We start from the raw sequence: 20,106 nt of genomic DNA on the forward strand, positions 1-20,106 counted from the left end.
GAAGATTTTTTCGCCAGCGTCAGGTCTGCCGGATCAACGGGACGAGGAGGTCCGCCATCACCGCAACAACTGCCCCGCGCGCCGGCGCCGGCACAATGGCCGTCGAGGTCGAAGGCATCACGAAACGCTTTCCTGGGGTGGTGGCCAACAAGGACATCACCTTCGCGGTGCGCCGCGGCACCGTACATGCCCTGTGCGGTGAAAATGGCGCCGGCAAATCGACCCTGATGAAAATCCTCTATGGCGTGCAACGCCAGGACGAGGGCACGATCAAAGTCGACGGCCAAGAGGTCAATCTCCACAGTCCCTCCGATGCCATCAAGGTCGGCATCGGCATGGTTTTCCAGCACTTCATGCTGGCGGACAATCTGACCGTTCTGGAAAATGTCGTTCTGGGCGCGGAGAAATTGCACGGCATTGGCGCTGGCGCCAAGAATGAGATCAAGCGGATCTCCCAAGAGTTTGGCCTCGGCATCAACCCCGATGCGATGGTGGCCGACCTTGGTGTGGGTGCCCGCCAGCGCGTGGAGATCCTCAAGGTTCTCTATCGCGGGGCGAAGATTCTCATCCTCGACGAGCCGACTGCCGTGCTCGTCCCCCAGGAAGTGGATGAGCTCTTCGACAACTTGCGCGAGTTGAAGGCCGAGGGCCTGACCGTCATTTTCATCTCGCACAAACTCGACGAGGTTCTCTCGGTCGCCGACGACATCACGGTCATCCGGCGCGGCACCACCGTCGCCTCCGTCGACCCCAAGGATGTCAACGCGCGGCAGTTGGCCGAGCTGATGGTCGGCTCGGAACTCCCGACGCCCGAGACCTCCGAGTCCACCGTCACCGATCAGGTCGTGTTGAGCCTGCGGGACATCACGATGGCCGGCACCGAGGGTCGCGATCTGCTGCACGACATCGACCTCGACATCCACGCTGGCGAGATCGTCGGCATTGCCGGCGTCGAGGGCAATGGCCAGGCCGAGTTGGTCGAGGTCATCATGGGGATGCGGGAGCCGAGCGCCGGCACCGTGATGCTCGAAGACACCGATATCTCCGACTGGGAAGTCCGCGAGATCCGGGAGGCGGGCATCGGTTATATCCCCGAAGACCGGCACCGGCATGGCCTGCTGCTCGATGCGCCGCTGTGGGAGAACCGCATCCTGGGTCACCAAACCGAGCGCCCGAATGTCAAGGGCCAGCTCATTGACGCGAAGTCGGCCAAGGCCGACACCGAGCGCATCGTCAAGGAGTATGACGTGCGCACCCCCTCGATCTTCGTGACAGCGGCCTCGCTGTCCGGCGGCAACCAGCAGAAGCTGATCGTCGGGCGGGAGATGACGCACGCTAAGAAGGTCCTCATCGCCTCCCACCCCACCCGGGGGGTCGATGTCGGCGCCCAGGCGGCGATCTGGGATCTGATGCGCCAGGCCCGGCACGACGGCCTCGGCGTGCTGCTGATCAGCGCCGACCTTGAGGAGCTCATCGGCCTGTCCGACACGATCCGGGTGATCCTGCGCGGCAAGCTGACCGGCACTTTCGATCCGGACACCGTCACGAGCCAGGATCTCGGCGCGGCGATGACCGGCGCGGACAGCCCGCACGACGACGTACCCCACCCCACCGACCCCCAGGACGTGCGATGAGCAACCCCCTCGTGCGCAAGCTGATGCTCTCGCTCGGCGCACCCATCCTGGCTCTCTTCGTCGCCTTCGCGCTGACTTCCCTGGTGCTCATGGCGCTCGGTGACCCGGTGCGCGATGTGTGGATCACGATGCTCAGCACGCCCAAGCCGCGCATGATCACCAATGTCGTCAATGGCGCGATCGTGCTCTATTTGTCGGCGATCGCCGTGGCGGTCGGCTTCAAGATGAATCTGTTCAATATTGGTGTCGATGGGCAGTACCGCGTCGGGTCCTTCGCGGCCGCCGTCTTCGCCGGTCAGGCCTGGCTGCCCGGCATTCTGAACATCCTCGTCGCGATCATCGTCGCGATGGTGGCGGGCGGGCTCTGGGCCAGCATCGCGGCATACCTGAAGGTGCAGCGCGGCGTCTCCGAGGTCATCTCGACGATCATGCTCAACGCCATCGCCACCGGTTTGGTGTCATGGCTATTGCTCAAGGTCGCGGTGCGCACGGCTGGCTCAAACGCCATTGGCACCAAGGTGATCCCGGAGTCCTCGCAGTTGGAGGGCTGGAAGCTGATCCCCGGCGCGAGCAATCGGGTCTATAGCCTGCTGATTCTCGCGGTCATCGTGGGCTTCCTGTACTGGTTCGTCCTGAGCAAGACGCGCTTCGGCTTCGACCTGCGCGCGACGGGCAGCTCGGAGACGGCCGCCGTCGCGAGCGGCGTGAAGGTCAAGCGGATGGTCATGACCTCGATGATCCTCTCGGGCGCCCTCGCGGGCCTGGTCGGTATGCCATTGCTCTTCGGCCAGGACCACTCCTATGGCACGACCTTCCAGGCGGGGCTCGGCTTCGCCGGCATCGGCATCGCGCTGCTTGGGCGCAACCATCCGGTCGGCATCGCGTTCGCCGCGCTCTTGTGGAGCTATCTCGACACGCAGGCCAATGGCCTGCAGATCCGGGCTGGCGTCGCCCCCGAACTCGTCTACATCATCCAGGGCATCATCTTGTTCGCCGTCGTCATCGCCTATGAAGGCACCCGGCGCCTCGATATCCGCCTCGAACAGCAGCGGGTGGCCCGGGAGTTGGCCTCTCAGCGAGCCGCCCGCACCACGGAAGGAGCGGCCGCGTGAGCACCGCAACCCAGAGCCGTCCCGCGGACGCCAAGGCGAAGCCCTCGAGCCTGCTGGCCAATCCGTATGCCCGGTGGGCGATCCTGCTGCTCGGTGGCCTGATCATCCTCTCGCTGCTGCGCGTGGTGACCGGGGCCAATGACATCGACTCCTCCGGTGCCATTGCGGCGGCCTTCGGTCTCGCGGTGCCGATCGCCCTGGCCGGCCTGGGTGGTCTGTGGTCGGAGCGGGCGGGCATCGTCAACATCGGCCTCGAAGGCATGATGATTCTTGGCACCTGGTCCTCGGCATTTTGCGCCTACCACTGGGGGCCGTGGGTCGGCATCCTCGGCGGGGCGCTCGGGGGCCTGGTCGGTGGCCTGATCCACGCGATCGCCACCGTCTATTTCGGCGTCGACCACATCGTCTCGGGCGTGGCGCTGAACATCATCGGGCTCGGCGCGGCGAAATATCTTGCGTCCCGGTTCTTCACTGACCTGCCCGGCGGTGGCCCGACGCAGAGCCCGCCGCTGCCGCAGCCGCCCTCCCTGTCGGTCCCGGGGATCGGGGATCCGCTGCTCAGTTTGGAGCGCAAGCACATCTTCTTTGTCTCCGACCTGGCGGGAATCATCCGTGGTTTGACGGTCAATGTGTCGGTTCTGACGCTCCTGACGCTCGGGCTCTTTGTCGCGAGTTGGTGGATTCTGTGGAAGACGGCCTTCGGTCTGCGCCTACGCTCCGTCGGTGAGTCGCCGGCCGCAGCCGAATCGCTGGGCGTCAACGTCTACCGCTACAAGTTCATCGGCGTGCTCGTTTCCGGCGGCTTGGCCGGGTTGGGTGGTGCCTTCTTGACCCTGGTGGCATCGAACCTCTTCCGAGATGGCCAGACTGGTGGCCGCGGGTATATCGGTTTGGCTGCCATGATCTTCGGCAACTGGCGTCCCGGTGGACTCTTGGCCGGCTCCGCACTCTTCGGGTATACCGACGCCATCCGCCTGCGCGGCGGCGGCGGGGTGCACGCGATCCTGCTGCTCGTGGCCGTTCTGCTGCTGCTCGTCGGCTTGTGGCAGTTGCGCAAGGGCCGCACGCTGCCGGGTGCCGCCTCGCTGGTGCTCTCGGGCCTGGTTGCCTGGTGGTACTTCGCGACCGACACCGTGCCGGGCGAACTCGCGGGCACCCTGCCCTATATGACCACCTTGCTGGTCCTGGCCTTCGCGTCGCAGCGACTGCGGATGCCCGCGGCTGATGGTCAGATCTATCGCAAGGGTGGCCATTAGCGTGTCTGACGCGTTGCCCGCAGCCCTCGGGGTGTCGTGGGAGCAGTTGCGCGAGGCCGCTGTTGCGGCGGCGGCCCGCGCCTACTGCCCATACTCCAACCTCCCCGTGGGGGTCGCTGGGGTGACCACCGACGGGCGGGTCTATGCCGGGTGCAATGTCGAGAATGCGGCCTATGGCGTCGCGCTGTGCGCCGAATGCGGGATGGTCTCAGCCCTGCATATGGGCGGTGGCGGGCAGTTGGCCGCGGTCTTCTGCGTGGGGCGCGACGGCCAGGCGCTCATGCCCTGCGGCCGGTGCCGCCAACTGCTCTGGGAAAACGGTGGCCCCTCGTGCCTGCTGATGACGCCCGAGGGCGTTCGCACGATGCGGGAGATGCTTCCGCAGGCCTTCGGCCCCGAGGAACTCGAGCGCCTCGCGCAGCGCTGAGGTCGGGCGGGTTCCGTGGCGACCGCAGATTGCCCGTTCCGTGAACCAAGGTATCTACTTCGGCCCGGTCGGCTTCACGGTGGCCGATCGTGCGCGTCCCGCGTGACCTACGGGTCAAGGGTGGCAGGATGCGCGCATGAGTGAAGCCTTCGATGCCGTCGACGTCATCATCGCCAAGCGGGACAAGCGCGAGCTGTCCGACGAGCAGATCCGGTGGGTGATCGACGCCTACACCCGCGGTGTCGTGGCGGAGGAGCAGATGTCGGCGCTCAATATGGCCGTCCTGCTCAACGGGATGACCCGCCGCGAGATCGCGACGTGGACCGACGCCATGATCAAGTCCGGCGAGCGCATGGACTTCTCCTCGCTGAAGAATCCCACCGCCGACAAGCACTCGACCGGGGGAGTGGGCGACAAGATAACCCTCCCGCTCGCGCCCCTCGTCGCGGTCTTCGGGGTGGCGGTGCCGCAACTGTCCGGCCGCGGGCTTGGACATACGGGCGGCACCCTCGACAAGCTGGAGTCGATCCCCGGATGGCAGGCCGGGATGTCCAATGAGGCGATGCTGGCGCAACTCGATGATGTGGGCGCGGTCATCTGCGCGGCCGGCTCGGGCCTGGCCCCCGCGGACAAGAAGCTGTATGCGCTGCGCGATGTCACCGGCACTGTCGAGGCCATCCCGTTGATCGCCTCCTCCATCATGTCCAAGAAGATCGCCGAAGGCACCGGCGCGCTCGTGCTCGACGTCAAGGTCGGCTCGGGCGCGTTCATGAAGAACATCGAGGACGCCCGCGAACTGGCCCGCACCATGGTCGACCTCGGCACCGACGCCGGTGTGAAAACCGTTGCCCTGCTGACGGATATGTCCACGCCATTGGGTTACACCGCAGGCAATGCCATCGAGGTGCGCGAGTCCGTGGACGTGCTCTCCGGTGGTGGCCCGGCCGATGTCGTTGAGCTGACGGTGCGCCTGGCGGAGGAGATGTTGGAGGCCGCCGGCAAGGTGGGCCAGGACGTGCGCGCCGCGCTCCAGGACGGCCGCGCCCTCGATGCCTGGAAGCGGATGATCCGGGCACAAGGCGGCGATCCGGACGCGCCCATGCCGGTCGCCAAGCACAACGAGGAGATCCTCGCCGAGCGCGACGGCTTCGTCACCGCCATGGATGCGTATGCCGTGGGCGTCGCCGCCTGGCGCCTCGGGGCTGGCCGCGCCCGCAAGGAGGACCCGGTGCAGGCGGGCGCCGGGGTACAGATGCACCGCAAGCCCGGTGATCCGGTGCGCAAGGGCGAGACTCTGCTGACTCTCTTCACCGACACCCCCGACCGCTTCGAGCGTGCCAAGGAGGCGCTGGCGGGCGGCATACGCATCGGCGACTCCGCCCCCGACCCCACCCCCGTCATCCTCGACCGCATTTCCTAGCGAGAGCGCGAGTCGCCTCCCGTTTCTCTCCGGATGCCGGAAGTCTGCGCTTGACCCCTGCTTTAAAGCGGGGTGAAGTGCACACTTGTGGCATCCGGAGAGAAATGAGCGAACTCGCCGGGGCCGGTCGGGCGGCGGGGACCGGTGGGCGTCGTTGGCGGGGGAGGAGGAGCGCCTACGCTGTGCAGCGTGAGTGACATCGCCGTCAGCCCGGATATCGCCGCGGCACCCAAGGCCCTCCTGCACGACCACCTCGACGGTGGCGTGCGGCCGCAGACGATCGTCGAGATCAGCGATGAGATCGGCTACACCGACCTGCCGCGCACGGACGCGACCTCGCTGGACCAGTGGTTCCGGGAGAGCGCGGATTCGGGCTCGCTCGTGCGCTATCTGGAGACTTTCGAGCACACCGTCGCGGTCATGCAGACGACCGCTGGTCTGCACCGGGTGGCCAAGGAGTGCGCCCTCGACCTCGCCGCAGACGGGGTGGTGTATGCCGAATCGCGTTACGCCCCAGAACAACACGTCGCCGGTGGGTTGGCGATGGAGGAGGTCGTCGAGGCGGTCAACGCGGGCTTCCGGGAGGGCGAGGCGGAGGCGGCCGCAGCGGGCCGGCCCATCCACATGCGCGCGCTGCTGACGGCGATGCGCCATGCGGCCCGCTCCCGCGAAATCGCCGAACTCGCCGTGCGCTATCGCGACGACGGGGTCGTCGGCTTCGATATCGCCGGCGCCGAGGCCGGCTACCCGCCCACCCGGCACCTCGACGCCTTCGAATACCTGCAGCGCGAGAATGCCCACTTCACCATCCACGCCGGCGAGGCCTTCGGGCTGCCGAGCATTTGGGAGGCGATCCAGTGGTGCGGCGCCGACCGTCTCGGCCACGGCGTGCGGATCGTCGACGATATCGACACGGCCTGCGAGCAGCCCGCGCTCGGGCGGCTGTCCGCATACGTCCGGGACGCGCGCATCCCCCTCGAGATGTGCCCCAGCAGCAACCTGCAGACCGGGGCGGCGGCGTCATATGCCGAGCACCCCATCACCCTGCTGAAGAACCTGCGCTTCCGCGTCACCATCAACACCGACAATCGCCTGATGAGCGGCACCACCCTCGCCCGCGAGATGCAACATCTCGTCGACGAGGCCGGCTGGACGCTCTCGGACATCCGGTGGGCGACGATCAATGCGCTCAAGTCCGCCTTCATCCCGTATGACGAGCGCCTCGCCCTCATCGAGAAGGTCGTCAAGCCGGGGTATGCCGCCCTGGGCGTCCCTGCCTACTCCGTCTGATCCTCGCGCCGGGATCTCACCCCGGCCCGCACGCCTCGTCGCTCCCACCGGGTCCACGTTCACGTCCTTACGCCCTACCAACCGCCGGCTGATCGCCGACCGCCGGACCTAACGCTCGACCTACCGCCTGGTATGCGCCCTGATCACGGCGCATACCAGGCGGTAGGTCAGGAGTTAGCCCGTGGCGGATGGACCGGCGCCCCCGCACGCCTGAACACCTTCGCGGTCAACCTCGCGATCCCCGGGCCGGGCAATACCGCCAAGGTGCACTTCACGCGCTGAGCGCCACCCTCAGGGCGGCCGGCTCGCACCCCTCCGGGCGCAGCCGGCCCGGGCCAACCTCAGGGCATCGGCCTCGGGCCCGGATAGGGCTGGATGCCCGATGGCCCCGGCGCGCCATACGGGTATGACGACCCCGGGCCGACCGGCCGGTCCTGCGGCGGCCCGCCCACGGCCGGTGCCTGCTCGCGGCGTCGGGCGTCGATATACATCAGCGTCACGTACGTGAAGCCGTAGACCTGGAAGACGACATTCAGCACGGCCGACAAGATGGCGGCGACGGCCGCGCCGACGCCCCACGCCGCGCGGGCCGCCGCATCGCCGCTGGTGGAATCGGCGAGTTCGAGCGGCGCGGTGAGCGCGCTGAGGAACATCAGCACCGGCACGGTGAGCAGACCGAGCATGAGGATCCGGCCGAAGGTCATCCACCAGGACCCCTTCGTCAGGGCGAGGGACCGGCCAATCGATGCCACGGGGCTGGTGCGCTCGATCGCCAGGACGGGGAAGATGAAGACCAGACGCACCGTGATCCAGTAGAACGCTGGGATCAGGCCCAAGACAAAGATCAGGCCCGCGATAATCCCGGCCTCGCCGGCGCGGTCGCTGCCCAAGAGCAGCACGATGCCCACGATCGCGATGACGACGGCGAGATAGCAGGCGACGAAGATCAGGGCGAGCACAATCATCCGCCAGACCACTCCGGCGCCATCCCGCCAGACCTGCCCCAGGCTCGGCCGCTCCCCGAGCGCGACGCGATAGGCCCCGACGACGAGTGCCCCGGTCATCCGCAGCAAGACATAGGCCGCAGCGAACCCGAAGACGACGACTGCCACGCCGATCAGACCGACGAGCACGGTGGCTCGCTCGGATGCCAGACCCGTCGCGAGGGCCAACGAAAAGAGGACGACCGCGGGCACCGCGAGGCCGATGGCGACCAGCAGCGGCAGGCCGAGGAAGATCCGTGGCGCAGCGAGGACGGTGCGGAAGGAGCCGCTGACGATATCGCCGACGCCCAGCAGCCGATTCGGGATCGTCGGTCCCCCACCGGCAGGCATGGCGCCGGGCGCGCTCGTGTCGTGCGGTAGGCTGGTCATGAAGCCGGTATCCCCTCGTCGTGCGAAAGCGGTGAACCCTCCACCGCGCTGCATCGTATGCAGTCCGCGCCCCCAGCTTGGCCTTTGCGGCTCGTCAGGTGCGCAATGCCGCCTCGACCTCGGGAGCCGTGGCCGGGCGGGCACCGCGCTTCGACGCGCGGGCCACGACCTGCGGTTCCGCCCGCATCAACTCCAGTCCGCGGCGGATCAGGACGCGTGGTGGTTTGCGATGCTCTTTCAGATCCCGCGCCAGCCGGCGCACGAAGGTCAGCGCCGGACGATTGCGCACGCACCACGCGCTGTGCAGCACGCCAGCCGCACGCAGCGGCGCGACGAGTTCGGCCGCGAAGATACCCTCGGCGAGCACGAGATGCTCGGCTGGCAGGGTGGCGGTTGTCGAGGACACTCGCTGGGAGACCGAGATGTCATAGACCGGCACCTCGCAGCGGCCCTCGTCGATCAGGGCGGTCAGGGCCGCGACCGCGCCCTCGCCGTCCCAGCTACGCGGGTCATCCCAGTCGGCGATGCCTAGGCTAGGGTGCATCGGCAGGCTCGGGTCGTCGACATCCTTGTAGAAGTCGTCGAGGTTGACGATGGGCCAGCCGTGGGCGGCGCGCAACCGGTCGGCGAGGCGCGACTTGCCGGCCCCGGACGGACCGGCGAGCAGCACGACCCGGGCCCGGGTGTCCTTCTGCGTCACCACGGCGGCGTTGCGAGGGCGAACACGTCGTGGAAGCCCTAGCGGCCCTTGGGGTGCCAGACGGTCTTGGTCTCGAGATAGGACTCGATCCGCCCCAGGTCGGGGGTCTGGGTCCAGTCCTCTTCGATGGCCGTGAGCCCGTCGAGCGCAGGCCGGCGCACCCGCTTCAAGTTGTCCGCGGCCGCGCTCTCCAAGTCGCCCCAGGAGATCTCGGTGCCCGCCACGCCGGTCAGGTCGATCGCGTTGACATCGCGGTGCGAGGCCAGCCACGGCGCCGCCTCGGCCGGGTCGCCGGTGATGAGGTTGATGACGCCGCCGGGCACATCGGAGGTCGCGAGTGCCTCGGCGAGCGTGATCGCCGGGATGGGGCGATCCCGGCTCGTGAGCACCACGGCGGTGTTGCCGGACACGACGATCGGGGCGACCACGCTGACCAGCCCGAGCAGCGAACTGCCTTGCGGCGCAAGAGCAGCCACGACGCCGGTCGGGTCCGGAGCGGAGATATTGAAGTACGGCCCGGCCACCGGGTTGAGCCCGCCGAGGACCTGCGCGAACTTGTCGGACCACCCGGCATACCAGACCCACCGGTCGATCGCGGCGTCCACCGAGGCCGCGGCGCGGGCCGGGGTCAGGCCCTCGGCGGCGCGGACTTCCTCGACGAATTGCGCCTTGCGCGACTCCATGACCTCGGCGACCCGATAGAGCACCTGGCCCCGGTTGTATGCCGTGGCCCCGGCCCAGCCCGGCTGCGCCTTGCGCGCCGCGACCACCGCGTCGCGGGCGTCCTTGCGCGAGCCCTTGGCGGCATTGGCGAGGAAGCGGCCCTTGGCGTCGCTCACGTCATACGAGCGCCCGGACTCGCTGCGGGGGAAGGCCCCGCCGATATAGAGCTTGTAGGTCTTCTTGACCTCGACCCGGCTCACGCGCTCTCTCCCGTCACGACATACGCGGCGAGGCCGTGGCGCCCGCCCTCTCGGCCATAGCCCGACTCCTTGTAGCCGCCGAAGGGGCTGGCCGGGTCAAAGCGGTTGAAGGTATTGGCCCACACCACGCCGGCGCGCAGCTGGTCGGCCATCCACAGGATGCGCGAGCCCTTGTCGGTCCAGATGCCCGCCGACAGGCCGTATGGCGTGTTGTTGGCCTTCGCGACCGCTTCCTGCGGCGTGCGGAAGGTGAGCATCGAGACCACCGGCCCGAAAATCTCCTCCTGGGCGATCCGGTGCGTCTGGCTGACGCCGGTGAAAACCGTTGGGCGGAACCAGAATCCCTTGTCCGGCAACGGACATCCGGTATCCCACCGCTGCGCACCCTCGGCCTCGCCGGCGGCGACGAGTTCGGTGATCCGAGTCAGTTGGCCCCGGCTGTTGATCGCGCCGACATCGGTGTTCTTATCCAGCGGGTCGCCGACGCGCAGGGTCTGAAGGCGGCGCTTGAGGCGGGCCTCGACCTCGTCGGCGATCGACTCCTGGACCAGCAACCGCGACCCGGCGCAGCAGACATGGCCCTGGTTGAAGAAGATGCCATTGATGATGCCTTCGACCGCCTGGTCGATCGGGGCGTCATCGAAAATGATGTTTGCGGCCTTGCCGCCGAGTTCCAGCGTCGCCTTCTTGCGGGTCCCGGCGATCGCGCGGGCGATGGCCTTCCCGACGCCGGTCGAGCCGGTGAACGCGATCTTGTCGATGCCGCGGTGATCGACGATCGCCTGGCCGGTCGTGCCTGCCCCGGTGACGATATTGACCACGCCGGGCGGCAGGTCGGCCTGCTGGCATACCTCCGCGAAGAGCAGCGCCGTCAGCGGCGTCGTCTCGGCCGGCTTCAGGACGACGGTATTGCCGGTGGCGAGCGCCGGCGCGATCTTCCACGCGAGCATCAGCATCGGGAAGTTCCACGGAATCACTTGTCCCACAACGCCATGCGGGCGCGGGTTGGGCCCGAGGGCGGCATACTCCAGCTTGTCGGCCCAGCCGGCGTGATAGAAGAAATGCGCCGCCGCGACCGGGACATCGACGTCGCGGCTTTCCTTGATCGGCTTGCCATTGTCGAGGGTTTCCAGGACCGCGAACTCCCGCGCGCGCTCCTGCAGGATGCGGGCGATGCGATAGAGGTACTTGCCGCGGTCGGCGCCGCTCATTCGGGACCAGACCCGGGTGTATGCCGCCCGCGCGGCCTTGACCGCGAGGTCGACATCCGCGGCGCTCGCCTCCGAGATCTCGGCGAGCACCTCCTCGGTGGCAGGGGAGATCGTCTTGAACGATTCGCCGGTGCCATCGACGAATTCGCCATTGATGAACAGGCCGTATGACGGGCGTAGGTTGACGACGGCGCGGGACTCTGGTGCGGGGGCGTACTCGAAAGTGCTCATCGGTGTCGTCTTCTCGTCAGTAGAGGCTCGGGGCGTCGTCGGTGATGTAGTCAGCTCCGGAGTAATAGCCGAGAGTCATCCGTTGCCGTTGCAGGAGTAGGTCGTTCAGCAGGCTAGAGGCGCCGAAGCGGAACCAGGTGTTGTCCAGCCAAGGGTCGCCAGCGACCTCGCTGACGGCGACGAGGAATTTGATGGCGTCCTTGCTCGTGCGTATGCCGCCCGCCGGCTTCACGCCGATCATCTCGCCGGTCAGCTCCAGCCAGTCGCGGACGGCTTCGAGCATGATCACGGTGACGGGCAGGGTCGCGGCGGGGGAGACCTTGCCGGTGCTCGTCTTGATGAAGTCGCCGCCGGCGAGCATCGAGAGCCAGGAGGCGCGGCGCACATTGTCGTAGGTCACGAGCTCGCCGGTTTCCATGATGACCTTCAGGCGAGCCTCCCCACAGGTCGCCTTGATGTCGGCGATCTGGTGGAACACGGTGAGGTAGTCGCCCGCGAGGAAGGCGCCCCGGTCGATGACCATGTCGATCTCGTCCGCGCCGGCCGCGACGGCTTCTCGGGTGTCGGCGAGCTTGACCGCCATACTCGCCCGGCCGCTGGGGAAGGCGGTGGCGACGGCGGCGACCTTCACGCCACTATCCGGGCCGAGTGCTTCCTTGGCCACGGCAACCATGTCGCCGTAGACGCAGACGGCGGCCGTGCGCGGGGTGCTCAGGTCGCTCGCGTCGGGCGTCAGCGCCTTGGCGCACAGGCCGCGCACCTTGCCCGGCGTGTCCGCGCCTTCCAGGGTGGTCAGGTCGATCATCGAGATCGCGAGATCGATCGCCCACTTCTTGGAGTCGTTCTTGATCGAGCGCGTGCCGAGCGCTGCGGCCCGGCCGTTGCAGCCGACCTCGTCGACGCCCGGCAGGCCGTGCAACCAGGCGGTCAGGGCGGAATTGGTCAGCCGACTGACGCCGAGCAGATCACGTGCCCGGGCGGTGGCGTCGACGGCGATGTCTGGCGCAGCAGAACTCACCGCTGGAGTCTAGCCGCGGCCGACGATGCTGGCGTGGTAGCACCGGTCCGGTCGCGCCGGTCCACGGCGCCGCTCACCCCGGCGGTGCCCGGCGGATGGACGCAGGCCCTGGACCGCGCGGTGCGTTCGCTCCTGGTCGCGTTCGGCCTACTCAACGTGGCGATCGGCGCGATCGTCGGCCTTCGCCTGACGGACGCTGCGGCGCGGATCGGGTTGCTGTTGGCCATGGTCGGTGGCCTGGCCTGCGTGGTGCTGACGGTTCGCCGCCGGCCACCGATCGTCCTTGTCACGGCGGCCTGCGCCGTGATCCTCGCCGGGCTGCTGCGGGGTGCAACGGGGGACGGCGGCGCGCTGCGCGAATTGTGGTGGCCCGAACACAGCGTGGTCGCCTTCATCTGCGTGGCGTGGGCCGACCGCCGGCGGCCCGTGGTCGCCGGAGCGCTGGCGCTCGCCGCCGTCAACGGCACCCTGCGCGCCTGCGCCGACACCACGACCGCTGATCTGCTGCCGGTCCAGGCCGGGCTTGTCGACGTCCTCCGGCACGTGGCCATCCTGACCGCCGGACTGCTCGCCATCCGGGGCGCGCTGAACGCGGCCGGGTGGGCTGACCGGGCGTTGGCCTGGGAGCGGACCTCGAAGCGGCTGGTCGCCCTCAATGCGGACTTCCTCCCCGACATCCTCGGCCCAGCGGTCGCCGGTGTCCTCGCCGTCGTTGGGCGGCGTGCGCTGGAGCGCTGTGCCTATCTCGTCGCGGCGGCCGAGGAGTCGATCGCCCGACACGCCACCGACCTCGTCGCGATCGACGAGTTCCGCTCGCGGCTGGCCCGACGGCTCGAACGTCGCCTTCCGGAACTCCTCGACCTGCTCGACGAGATCGCCGCGCACCCCGAGCGGCTGGAGTCATCCGACTTCCGGCGTCGGGTGGGGGCCTTGGCGACACGGATCCGAGGCAACCTGGTCGACCACGCCGAGCTCACCGCGGCCCCGCGGCAGCTCTCCGATGCGGGATGGCACGTCCGCTGCCGCAGCACCGACGTGCCTCCGGCACTCGATGCGTATGCCGCCGGACTGCTCGCATCGTTGGAGCTCACGCCCCCCGCCCGCCTGGATCTGACCATCGCGCGGGTCACCGGTGCGGCCGCTCACCGCCGAGTGCCCATCAGCGGCGGTAAGCGGCGACGCCGACCGGTGGCGTCTGGCGCTGGTCATCGACTCGCCGGCCGTCGGTGGAGTGGCCGAGACCTTGCGCGCGCACGGATGGAGCGGCCAGGTCGACGGCGACCTGTTGCACATGTGGTCGGTCTACGAGGGCGACGCTGCTGGGGTCAACCACCGCGTGGGGGAAGGGCGCGGAGCAGGGACGCGCTGAGGGTCAGTCCGCTGCCAACGCCGCGGACGGGGGCACCTTGGCCGCCTGCCGCGCCGGGAGCACCGAGGCGAGCAAGCCGGCCACGAGTGCCACCATCAGAATCACCGCCAGTCGGGTGACGGGCACTGCGGGCACCACGTGGACGTCCGTGCCCATCAGCGCATACGCGCCCGAGATCCCGTATGCCGTGCCCAGCCCGACGCCGAGCAGGGCGCCGACGACGGCGATCAGGACCGCCTCGACCGCCAGCGTGCCGCGCAGCTGTCTGGCGGTGAGCCCCAGGGCGCGCAGCAGCCCGTTCTCCCTCGTGCGTTCGATGACCGAGAGCGAGAGGGTGTTCCCGATGCCCACGAGGGCGATGAGGACCGCGACGCCGAGGAGGGCCGAAGCGACGAGCACCATGATGTCGAGGACGCGCGTGATCCGATCCCGCCCCGAGACCCCGCTGACGACCTCGGCGCCGGAGAGGTCACGCACCGTCGCCTGCACGCGGTCGTTGGCATCGCCGGCCTGCGCGCCGGCGCGCAATCGCAACCACACGGAGCCGACCCCGGCGCCAGGGTCGACGGCATCGACCGTCTCCGGTGCGACCAGGGCGTCGTACCCGAGCGTCGGGGCGATCCGAACCGTCAGGCTGGGGTCACCCGCCCGCGCCGGAAGACGTTGTCCGTCGCGTAGCCGGTGACGGGTGGCGAAGGACGAGGAGACGGCGACGTCACCCGCGGCTGGACGTGCCAGGTCGCCGGGCGAGCGGCTGACGGATCGCGCGGTGTCGGTGATCTCGGACGCCCGGAGTGGGTCGATGCCCGGCAGACGCAGGGTCACTGTCCGCAGCGGTGCCGCCAGCGCGACGTCGGCCATCGACATCAATGCGTCGACGGTGGCCGCCGGGAGTGCGCCTTCCTGTCTGGCCACCGCGATGTCGATCGGATACTCCTCGTCGAGGAGGTGGGTGATGGAGCGCAAGGTCGTTGCGGAGCCCACGACGAGGGTGCTGATCAGGGTCACACCGACGAGCAGGGCGGACGTCGTGGCTGCCGCTCGGCCGGGGTTGCGGATGGCGTTCTCCACCGCGAGCTCGCCCGGGACGCCGAACGGCCGCGCCACGAGACGTCCGATCGCCGCCAACAGCGCAGGAACGATCACCGAGGCTGCCATCAAGACCCCGAGGAAGGACAACGTCCCGCCGGCCAGGCCCGCGATCAGCGACGGACCGATGGCGGCGATGACGATCAGCGCGACGCCGACTGCGATGAGCAGGAAGCCACTCGCGATCCGTAGCCGCCCGGCGCGCGACGAGGCGCTGACGGGAAGGTCGGGCCGCAGCGCAGCAACCGGGGCCACGCGCGTCGCGCGCCACGCGGGCCGCAGACACGCGAGCACGGTCACGACCACGCCGGTGACAAGAGGGACCACGATGGCCGCCGGTGACACCGCCAACCCCGCCATGGGGATGGCCTGGTTGTCTCCGGCCAGCGCGACCGCGATGGCGGCCAGCGCCACTCCCAGGGCGACACCGACGGCGGAGCCGATGAGCCCGATGACGGCGGCCTCGATCACATTGGCACGCAACAGATCTCCCCGGGTGCTTCCGATACAGCGCAACAGCGCGCTCTCGCGCATCCGGCGGGACGAGAGGATCGCGTAGGTGTTGCCGATGACGAGTGCCGAGGCGAAGAGCGCAATGGTCGCGAAGCCGAGCAGGATGGCACTGATGAAATCGGTGCCGCCGGTGACCTGACGGACCAGCCGCGCGGCATACGCGGACCCCGTCTCCACGCGCACGGTGTCGCCGAACGTGGTGGCCAGCCGCTCGACCACCCCGCTGTCGCTGCTCGTGACAAAGACCGCGGTCAGGACATCGTGACCACTGAGGCGGGCAACGCCCGATCCGGTGGCGAAGACCGCGGGCATGCTGCCGGCGTACTGTGCGTCCGCGCCGGCATCCACGAGACCCACGATCCGTACCTCGCGCGCCGAATCGGCCTCCAGCGGCGCGATCCCCAGGTGACCCCCGAGCCGTGCGCCGGTTCTGGCCTGAGCGGAGAGGGAGACGGCGACCTCGGCATCCGTCCGTGGCAGTCGGCCTTCGGTCACGCGGGCCGCACTGCCGGTTGCCGGCGGTGTGGTGAGCAGGATGTAGCGCTCGGTGGCGCCCGTGCGTGCCATGGCGGGCTCCATCCGGGTCGAGGTCACCTCGGTGACGCCAGGGACGCGCTTCGCCCGCGCCGCGACGGACGCCGGCAGGGACGGGCTGCCCCCGGAGCTGGTGAGGACCGCGGCATAGGAGCCGATGTCGTTGGACACGGACGCGGCCACGCCGCGGGAGAGGGTGCCGCCGAGCACGAGCGAGGCGGCGACGAAGGCCACACCGAGGGCGATGGCCACGATCGGGGCGACGAATCGCTGGGTCTGAGTGCGCAGGGTCGCGGTGGCGAGGTCCAGCACGGTCAGGCTCCCAACCGGCTCAGGGCGTGCAGCACGGTGTCCGCAGACGGCTGGCGTACCTCGTCGACGAGTTGGCCGTCGGCCAGGAGCAGCACCCGATCCGCGTATGCCGCGACGCTCGGGTCGTGGGTCACGAGGACCACGGTCTGCCCGAGCTCACGGACACAGCGGCGCAGGAAGCCGAGCAGGGCCGTGGAGGAGGCACGATCCAGGGCGCCGGTGGGCTCGTCGGCGAAGATCACGTCCGGGGAGCCGATGAGGGCGCGCGCGACGGCGACCCGCTGCTGCTGCCCCCCGGAGAGCTCGCTGGGGCGGTGGTCCAAGCGGTCGCTGATGCCGAGCGTCCCGGCGATCTCGGTGAGCCAGGCCGCGTCGACCGGCCGACCGGCCAGGCGTGCCGGGAGGGTGATGTTTTGCCGGGCGGTCAGCGTCGGGACGAGATTGAAGGATTGGAAGACGAAGCCGAGCCGGTCGCGTCGCAGTCGTGACAGCTGCGCATCGCTGAGCGCACCGATCTCGGTGTCGCCCAGGAAGATCTGGCCGGAGGTCGCGGTGTCGAGGCCGGCCAGGCAGTGCATGAGGGTGGACTTGCCGGAGCCGGAGGGCCCCATGATCGCCGTCAGTTCGCCGGAGCCGACGGTCACGGTCACGCCCTTCAGGGCAGTCACCTCGCCGGCCCCTGAGCCGTAGGTCTTGACGAGATCGCGAGCGGCACTCGCGGCGGTCGTCCGTGGTCGGTCGTATGCCGTGGTGGTGGTCATGACTCCAGACTCACGGCGAGTCAGGGGTCAGGTCGTCGGCCTGCGGGCCCGCGTGCGGTACCGCCGCCTACGACCCTGGTCCGACGCGGACCAGACCCGTCTCGTAGGCGAGCATGACCATGTGGACGCGGTCGCGCAGGTCGAGCTTGTGCAGGATGCGTCCGATGTGGGTCTTGACGGTGCCCTCCGCCATGAAGAGCGTCTGACAGATCTCGGCATTGCTCAGGCCCTGACCGACGGCGGTCAGCACCTCGATCTCCCGCGGGGTGAGGACATCGAGCCGAGCGGTCGCGGCCGGCGCCTGCGGTCGACCGGGCAGATTGCCGGCCACGTGCTCCAACAGGCGGCGGGTGGTCGAGGGCGCGATGACGGAATCGCCTCGGTGGACGGCGCGGATGGCGCTGAGCAGTTCCGCAGGCCCGGCGTCCTTGAGCAGGAAGCCGGCGGCACCGGCTCGTAGGGCAGCGAAGGCATACTCGTCCAGGTCGAAGGTCGTGAGGACGACGATTCGCGGCCCACTGCCTGGCTCGGTGCCGGACCCCGTTGTGGCGCAGATTGCTTCGGTGGCTTGTACGCCGTCCATTCGCGGCATGCGGATGTCCATGAGAACGACGTCGGCCCGCGTCCGACGTACCAAGGAGACCGCCTCCTGACCGTCACCCGCTTCGCCGACGACGGTCATGTCCGGTTGGGCGTCGAGGACCATCCGGAACCCGGCCCGGACGAGTTCCTGGTCGTCGACCAGGATGAGGCGGATCGGTGCGGTGTCGGTCTCAGTCATCCTGGGCCTCGATCGGCAGTTCGGCGTGGACGGCCCAGCCACCGCCGCGCCTGGGTCCGGTGGAGATCGTGCCACCGACAGCCGACGCCCGCTCACGCATACCGATCAGGCCGCTGCCGCTGCCCTCGAGCCGACCGATGATAGGCGCTCCCCGTCCGTCGTCCTGGATGTCGATGACCAGCGCCTCCGGTGTGCGGTCCAGGCGGACTCTGACGCGGGCGTCGGACCCCGCGTGCCGCAGCGCATTGGTCAGCGCCTCCTGGGCGATCCGATAGGCGGCGAGGTCCACCTCGCGTGGGACCGGCTTGGCGATGTCGGTCTGAGCGTCCACGTCGAGACCGGCCGCGCGGACGCTCTCGAGCAGGGCATCGATCTCCGAGAGGCCTTGTGCCGGAACGTATTCCGCGTCGTCCCCGGCCTGCCGCAGGACACCGACCAGATGGCGGGTCTCGGCCAGGGCCTGGCGAGCGGTGCGGGCCACCGTGCCCAAGGTGTCCGCCGCCTGACTGCGGTTCCACGCCGGTGCGTGCTCCGCGGCATATGCGGCTCCGTCGGCCTGGACGACGATGACCGACAGGCTGTGGGCGACGACGTCATGCATCTCGCGGGCGATGCGGGCACGCTCACCGGCCGCGGCGAGTTGCTCGCGTTGGGCGTGATCGCGCAAAAGCGCGGCATTCTGAGCCGACAGCCGGTCGAGCAGGTCGGCGCGCTTGCGGTTGAGGTCTCCCCATACCCACGACAAGACGGGGAAGGCACTCAGGAACACGCTGCTGGCGACGAGCGAGAAGACGGTCTTCGGGTTGACCCCCCAGTCGAGGGCAGCAAGCGGCCCCGCCAGTGCGATCGGGATCAATCCGATGCGGCGCGACAGTTCCGAACGACTCCAGCGGGCGAGTCCGTAGGCGGCGACCGGGACCGCGAGATCCGTGGGGATCATCTCGTCGGTCGTCGCCAGCTGCAGCAGGCAGCCGGCGACGACGATCCAGAACGCGAGCACCGGTTGGTGACGACGCCACAGCACGCCTGTCGCGTGCGCCACCGTGATGGCGAGTACGACGCTGCCTCGGGCTCGCCAATCCGGCACCCGTGGCGGGTCGAGCACGCCGATCACCTGATACAGCCCGAAGAGGGCGAAGTACCCGGTGGCGAGCACGGCATCGACCAGACGAGGATGGGCGCGAACCCAGCCCGCTGCCGTGGCGGCCACCGCGCGAAGATGCCGGTCGCGGGCGGGCAGCGGGCTCATGCAGCCGAGACTAGGCGGCGAGCGCGGGCATCGTCGTCAGACCCTGCTCCGATACCGGGACCTGGCGGCCGGCGAAACCGGTCGCTGCCGCACCGGCAGACGGCGGCGCCGCACCCCTGGGGGTGCGGCGCCGGAACCGGTATGCCTGAGCTGGCTTCCGTCGCTCAGCGCAGGATGCCGTTGCCGACCTTGCGGCCCCACCACCGGCCGAGGCCGAAGGTGTCGCCGGCGAGGCCATAGGCACAGAGCAGCAGCAAGGTGGCCTCGTGCCAGTGCGAGTCGGTGATCGGGTTGACGGCGTGGAAGTCGGCCGGCTGTCCGAGGGGGAATTCGGCGAGGTACATGAGGAAGAGCAGGAGGGTGCCGGACCAGGCCGCGATCTTCAGGCCGGCGCCGAGCAACATGGCCAGGCCGATGCCGAAGAGACCGGCCATGAACAGCCAGTCGGTCCACGTGCCGGCCATGTTCTTGAAGAGGTCGGCGAAGGGGCCGGTGGTGTTCTTCATGAAGCCCTGGCTGGGCATTCCGCCGTTGACCCACGCCCGTTCGGACGGCGTGGCGAAGCCGAGTCCGAAGAGCTTGTCGAGGAAGGGCCACATGAAGGTCCAGCCGATGAGCAGCCGGGCGAAGGTGAGCAGGCCGCGCAGGATGGGGGAGCGGACGATGTCTTCCTGGTAGCGCACGGCGCCGGGATCGGGGGTGACCGGATCGGCGTCGCGACGGACCGGGCGGGTGGGTACGGTCGCCATGACGATTCCTTTCGAGACCGGACCGGTGGATTGTCTCGATCCGGCATACCTAGGTTACCGGTGTAAACATTGTGTTAGGTGAATCTGTGATCGAGTAGACAAATAGCCTTATCTGCTCCCCAGAGGGTGACCACGCCGGACCGCGGTGATCCGA

18 protein-coding genes are annotated in these 20,106 nt (G+C 69.0%); 8 read left to right on the forward strand and 10 right to left on the reverse strand.

The genetic code is table 11. The features are described 5' to 3' along the window. Positions 1 to 95 precede the first annotated feature (95 nt). The 7 genes from ABD225_RS06065 (at position 96) to ABD225_RS06095 (ending at position 7,421) form a co-directional block, all read left to right on the forward strand. Positions 96 to 1,634, forward strand: coding sequence for an ABC transporter ATP-binding protein (locus ABD225_RS06065; protein ID WP_344082509.1), 1,539 nt, complete (start codon positions 96 to 98; stop codon positions 1,632 to 1,634). Further along, a complete protein-coding gene (locus ABD225_RS06070) occupies positions 1,631 to 2,746 on the forward strand; it encodes an ABC transporter permease (RefSeq protein WP_344082511.1) in 1,116 nt (371 codons plus the stop codon). The genes ABD225_RS06065 and ABD225_RS06070 overlap by 4 nt, the downstream gene beginning before the upstream one ends. Further along, positions 2,743 to 4,002, forward strand: a complete 1,260-nt coding sequence (locus ABD225_RS06075) for an ABC transporter permease (protein ID WP_344082513.1) — start codon at positions 2,743 to 2,745, stop codon at positions 4,000 to 4,002. Before ABD225_RS06070 ends, ABD225_RS06075 begins: the two co-directional genes overlap by 4 nt. A 1-nt stretch (position 4,003) precedes the next feature. Continuing rightward, positions 4,004 to 4,429 (forward strand): cytidine deaminase, encoded by a 426-nt coding sequence (locus ABD225_RS06080; RefSeq protein ID WP_344082515.1) that lies wholly within the window; start codon positions 4,004 to 4,006, stop codon positions 4,427 to 4,429. 136 nt (positions 4,430 to 4,565) lie between these two features. After that, the gene (locus tag ABD225_RS06085; RefSeq protein ID WP_344082517.1) at positions 4,566 to 5,849 is read left to right on the forward strand and encodes a thymidine phosphorylase; all 1,284 of its coding nucleotides are present in this window, start codon (positions 4,566 to 4,568) and stop codon (positions 5,847 to 5,849) included. Positions 5,850 to 6,038: 189 nt separating this feature from the next. After that, a complete protein-coding gene (locus tag ABD225_RS06090; protein WP_344082519.1) occupies positions 6,039 to 7,139 on the forward strand; it encodes an adenosine deaminase in 1,101 nt (366 codons plus the stop codon). Between the two features lie 132 nt (positions 7,140 to 7,271). Then, on the forward strand, positions 7,272 to 7,421 hold the full coding sequence (locus ABD225_RS06095; RefSeq protein WP_344082521.1) for a hypothetical protein: 150 nt from the start codon (positions 7,272 to 7,274) through the stop codon (positions 7,419 to 7,421). A gap of 59 nt (positions 7,422 to 7,480) precedes the next feature. On the opposite strand, the gene ABD225_RS06100 is transcribed toward ABD225_RS06095, so the two are convergent. The 5 genes from ABD225_RS06100 to deoC form a co-directional block, all read right to left on the reverse strand. Next, positions 7,481 to 8,512, reverse strand: a complete 1,032-nt coding sequence (locus ABD225_RS06100) for a hypothetical protein (RefSeq protein ID WP_344082523.1) — start codon at positions 8,510 to 8,512, stop codon at positions 7,481 to 7,483. A gap of 94 nt (positions 8,513 to 8,606) precedes the next feature. Further along, on the reverse strand, positions 8,607 to 9,212 hold the full coding sequence (locus ABD225_RS06105) for a uridine kinase family protein (RefSeq protein WP_344082525.1): 606 nt from the start codon (positions 9,210 to 9,212) through the stop codon (positions 8,607 to 8,609). Positions 9,213 to 9,250: 38 nt separating this feature from the next. Further along, entirely contained in the window at positions 9,251 to 10,135 is an 885-nt protein-coding gene (locus ABD225_RS06110) for an aldehyde dehydrogenase family protein (protein ID WP_344082527.1), read from the reverse strand. After that, positions 10,132 to 11,577 carry an aldehyde dehydrogenase family protein gene (locus tag ABD225_RS06115; protein ID WP_344082529.1) on the reverse strand — a complete coding sequence of 482 codons (1,446 nt, stop codon included), beginning with the start codon at positions 11,575 to 11,577 and terminating at the stop codon, positions 10,132 to 10,134. The genes ABD225_RS06110 and ABD225_RS06115 overlap by 4 nt, the downstream gene beginning before the upstream one ends. 16 nt (positions 11,578 to 11,593) lie before the next feature. Beyond that, complete coding sequence (gene deoC, locus ABD225_RS06120) at positions 11,594 to 12,595, reverse strand: deoxyribose-phosphate aldolase (RefSeq protein WP_344082531.1); 1,002 nt, start codon at positions 12,593 to 12,595, stop codon at positions 11,594 to 11,596. 33 nt (positions 12,596 to 12,628) lie between these two features. Here deoC and ABD225_RS06125 point away from each other — a divergent pair, with 33 nt between their 5' ends. Next, on the forward strand, positions 12,629 to 14,083 hold the full coding sequence (locus tag ABD225_RS06125; RefSeq protein WP_344082533.1) for a hypothetical protein: 1,455 nt from the start codon (positions 12,629 to 12,631) through the stop codon (positions 14,081 to 14,083). On the opposite strand, the gene ABD225_RS06130 is transcribed toward ABD225_RS06125, so the two are convergent. From ABD225_RS06130 to ABD225_RS06150, 5 genes are all read right to left on the reverse strand, one after another. Next, on the reverse strand, positions 13,968 to 16,412 hold the full coding sequence (locus tag ABD225_RS06130) for an ABC transporter permease (protein WP_344082535.1): 2,445 nt from the start codon (positions 16,410 to 16,412) through the stop codon (positions 13,968 to 13,970). The two genes, ABD225_RS06125 and ABD225_RS06130, sit on opposite strands and share 116 nt — an antisense overlap. A gap of 2 nt (positions 16,413 to 16,414) precedes the next feature. After that, a complete protein-coding gene (locus ABD225_RS06135) occupies positions 16,415 to 17,173 on the reverse strand; it encodes an ABC transporter ATP-binding protein (protein ID WP_344082537.1) in 759 nt (252 codons plus the stop codon). 67 nt (positions 17,174 to 17,240) lie between these two features. Further along, positions 17,241 to 17,954 carry a response regulator gene (locus ABD225_RS06140; protein ID WP_344082539.1) on the reverse strand — a complete coding sequence of 238 codons (714 nt, stop codon included), beginning with the start codon at positions 17,952 to 17,954 and terminating at the stop codon, positions 17,241 to 17,243. Then, positions 17,947 to 19,203: a sensor histidine kinase gene (locus ABD225_RS06145; RefSeq protein WP_344082541.1), complete on the reverse strand. Its 1,257-nt coding sequence runs from the start codon at positions 19,201 to 19,203 to the stop codon at positions 17,947 to 17,949. The genes ABD225_RS06140 and ABD225_RS06145 overlap by 8 nt, the downstream gene beginning before the upstream one ends. A 164-nt stretch (positions 19,204 to 19,367) precedes the next feature. Next, positions 19,368 to 19,952, reverse strand: coding sequence for a DoxX family protein (locus tag ABD225_RS06150; protein ID WP_344082543.1), 585 nt, complete (start codon positions 19,950 to 19,952; stop codon positions 19,368 to 19,370). Positions 19,953 to 20,106: the final 154 nt, after the last annotated feature.

This window comes from Nostocoides veronense (genome assembly GCF_039531185.1).
GTDB classification, from domain to species: Bacteria; Actinomycetota; Actinomycetes; order Actinomycetales; family Dermatophilaceae; genus Nostocoides_A; species Nostocoides_A veronense.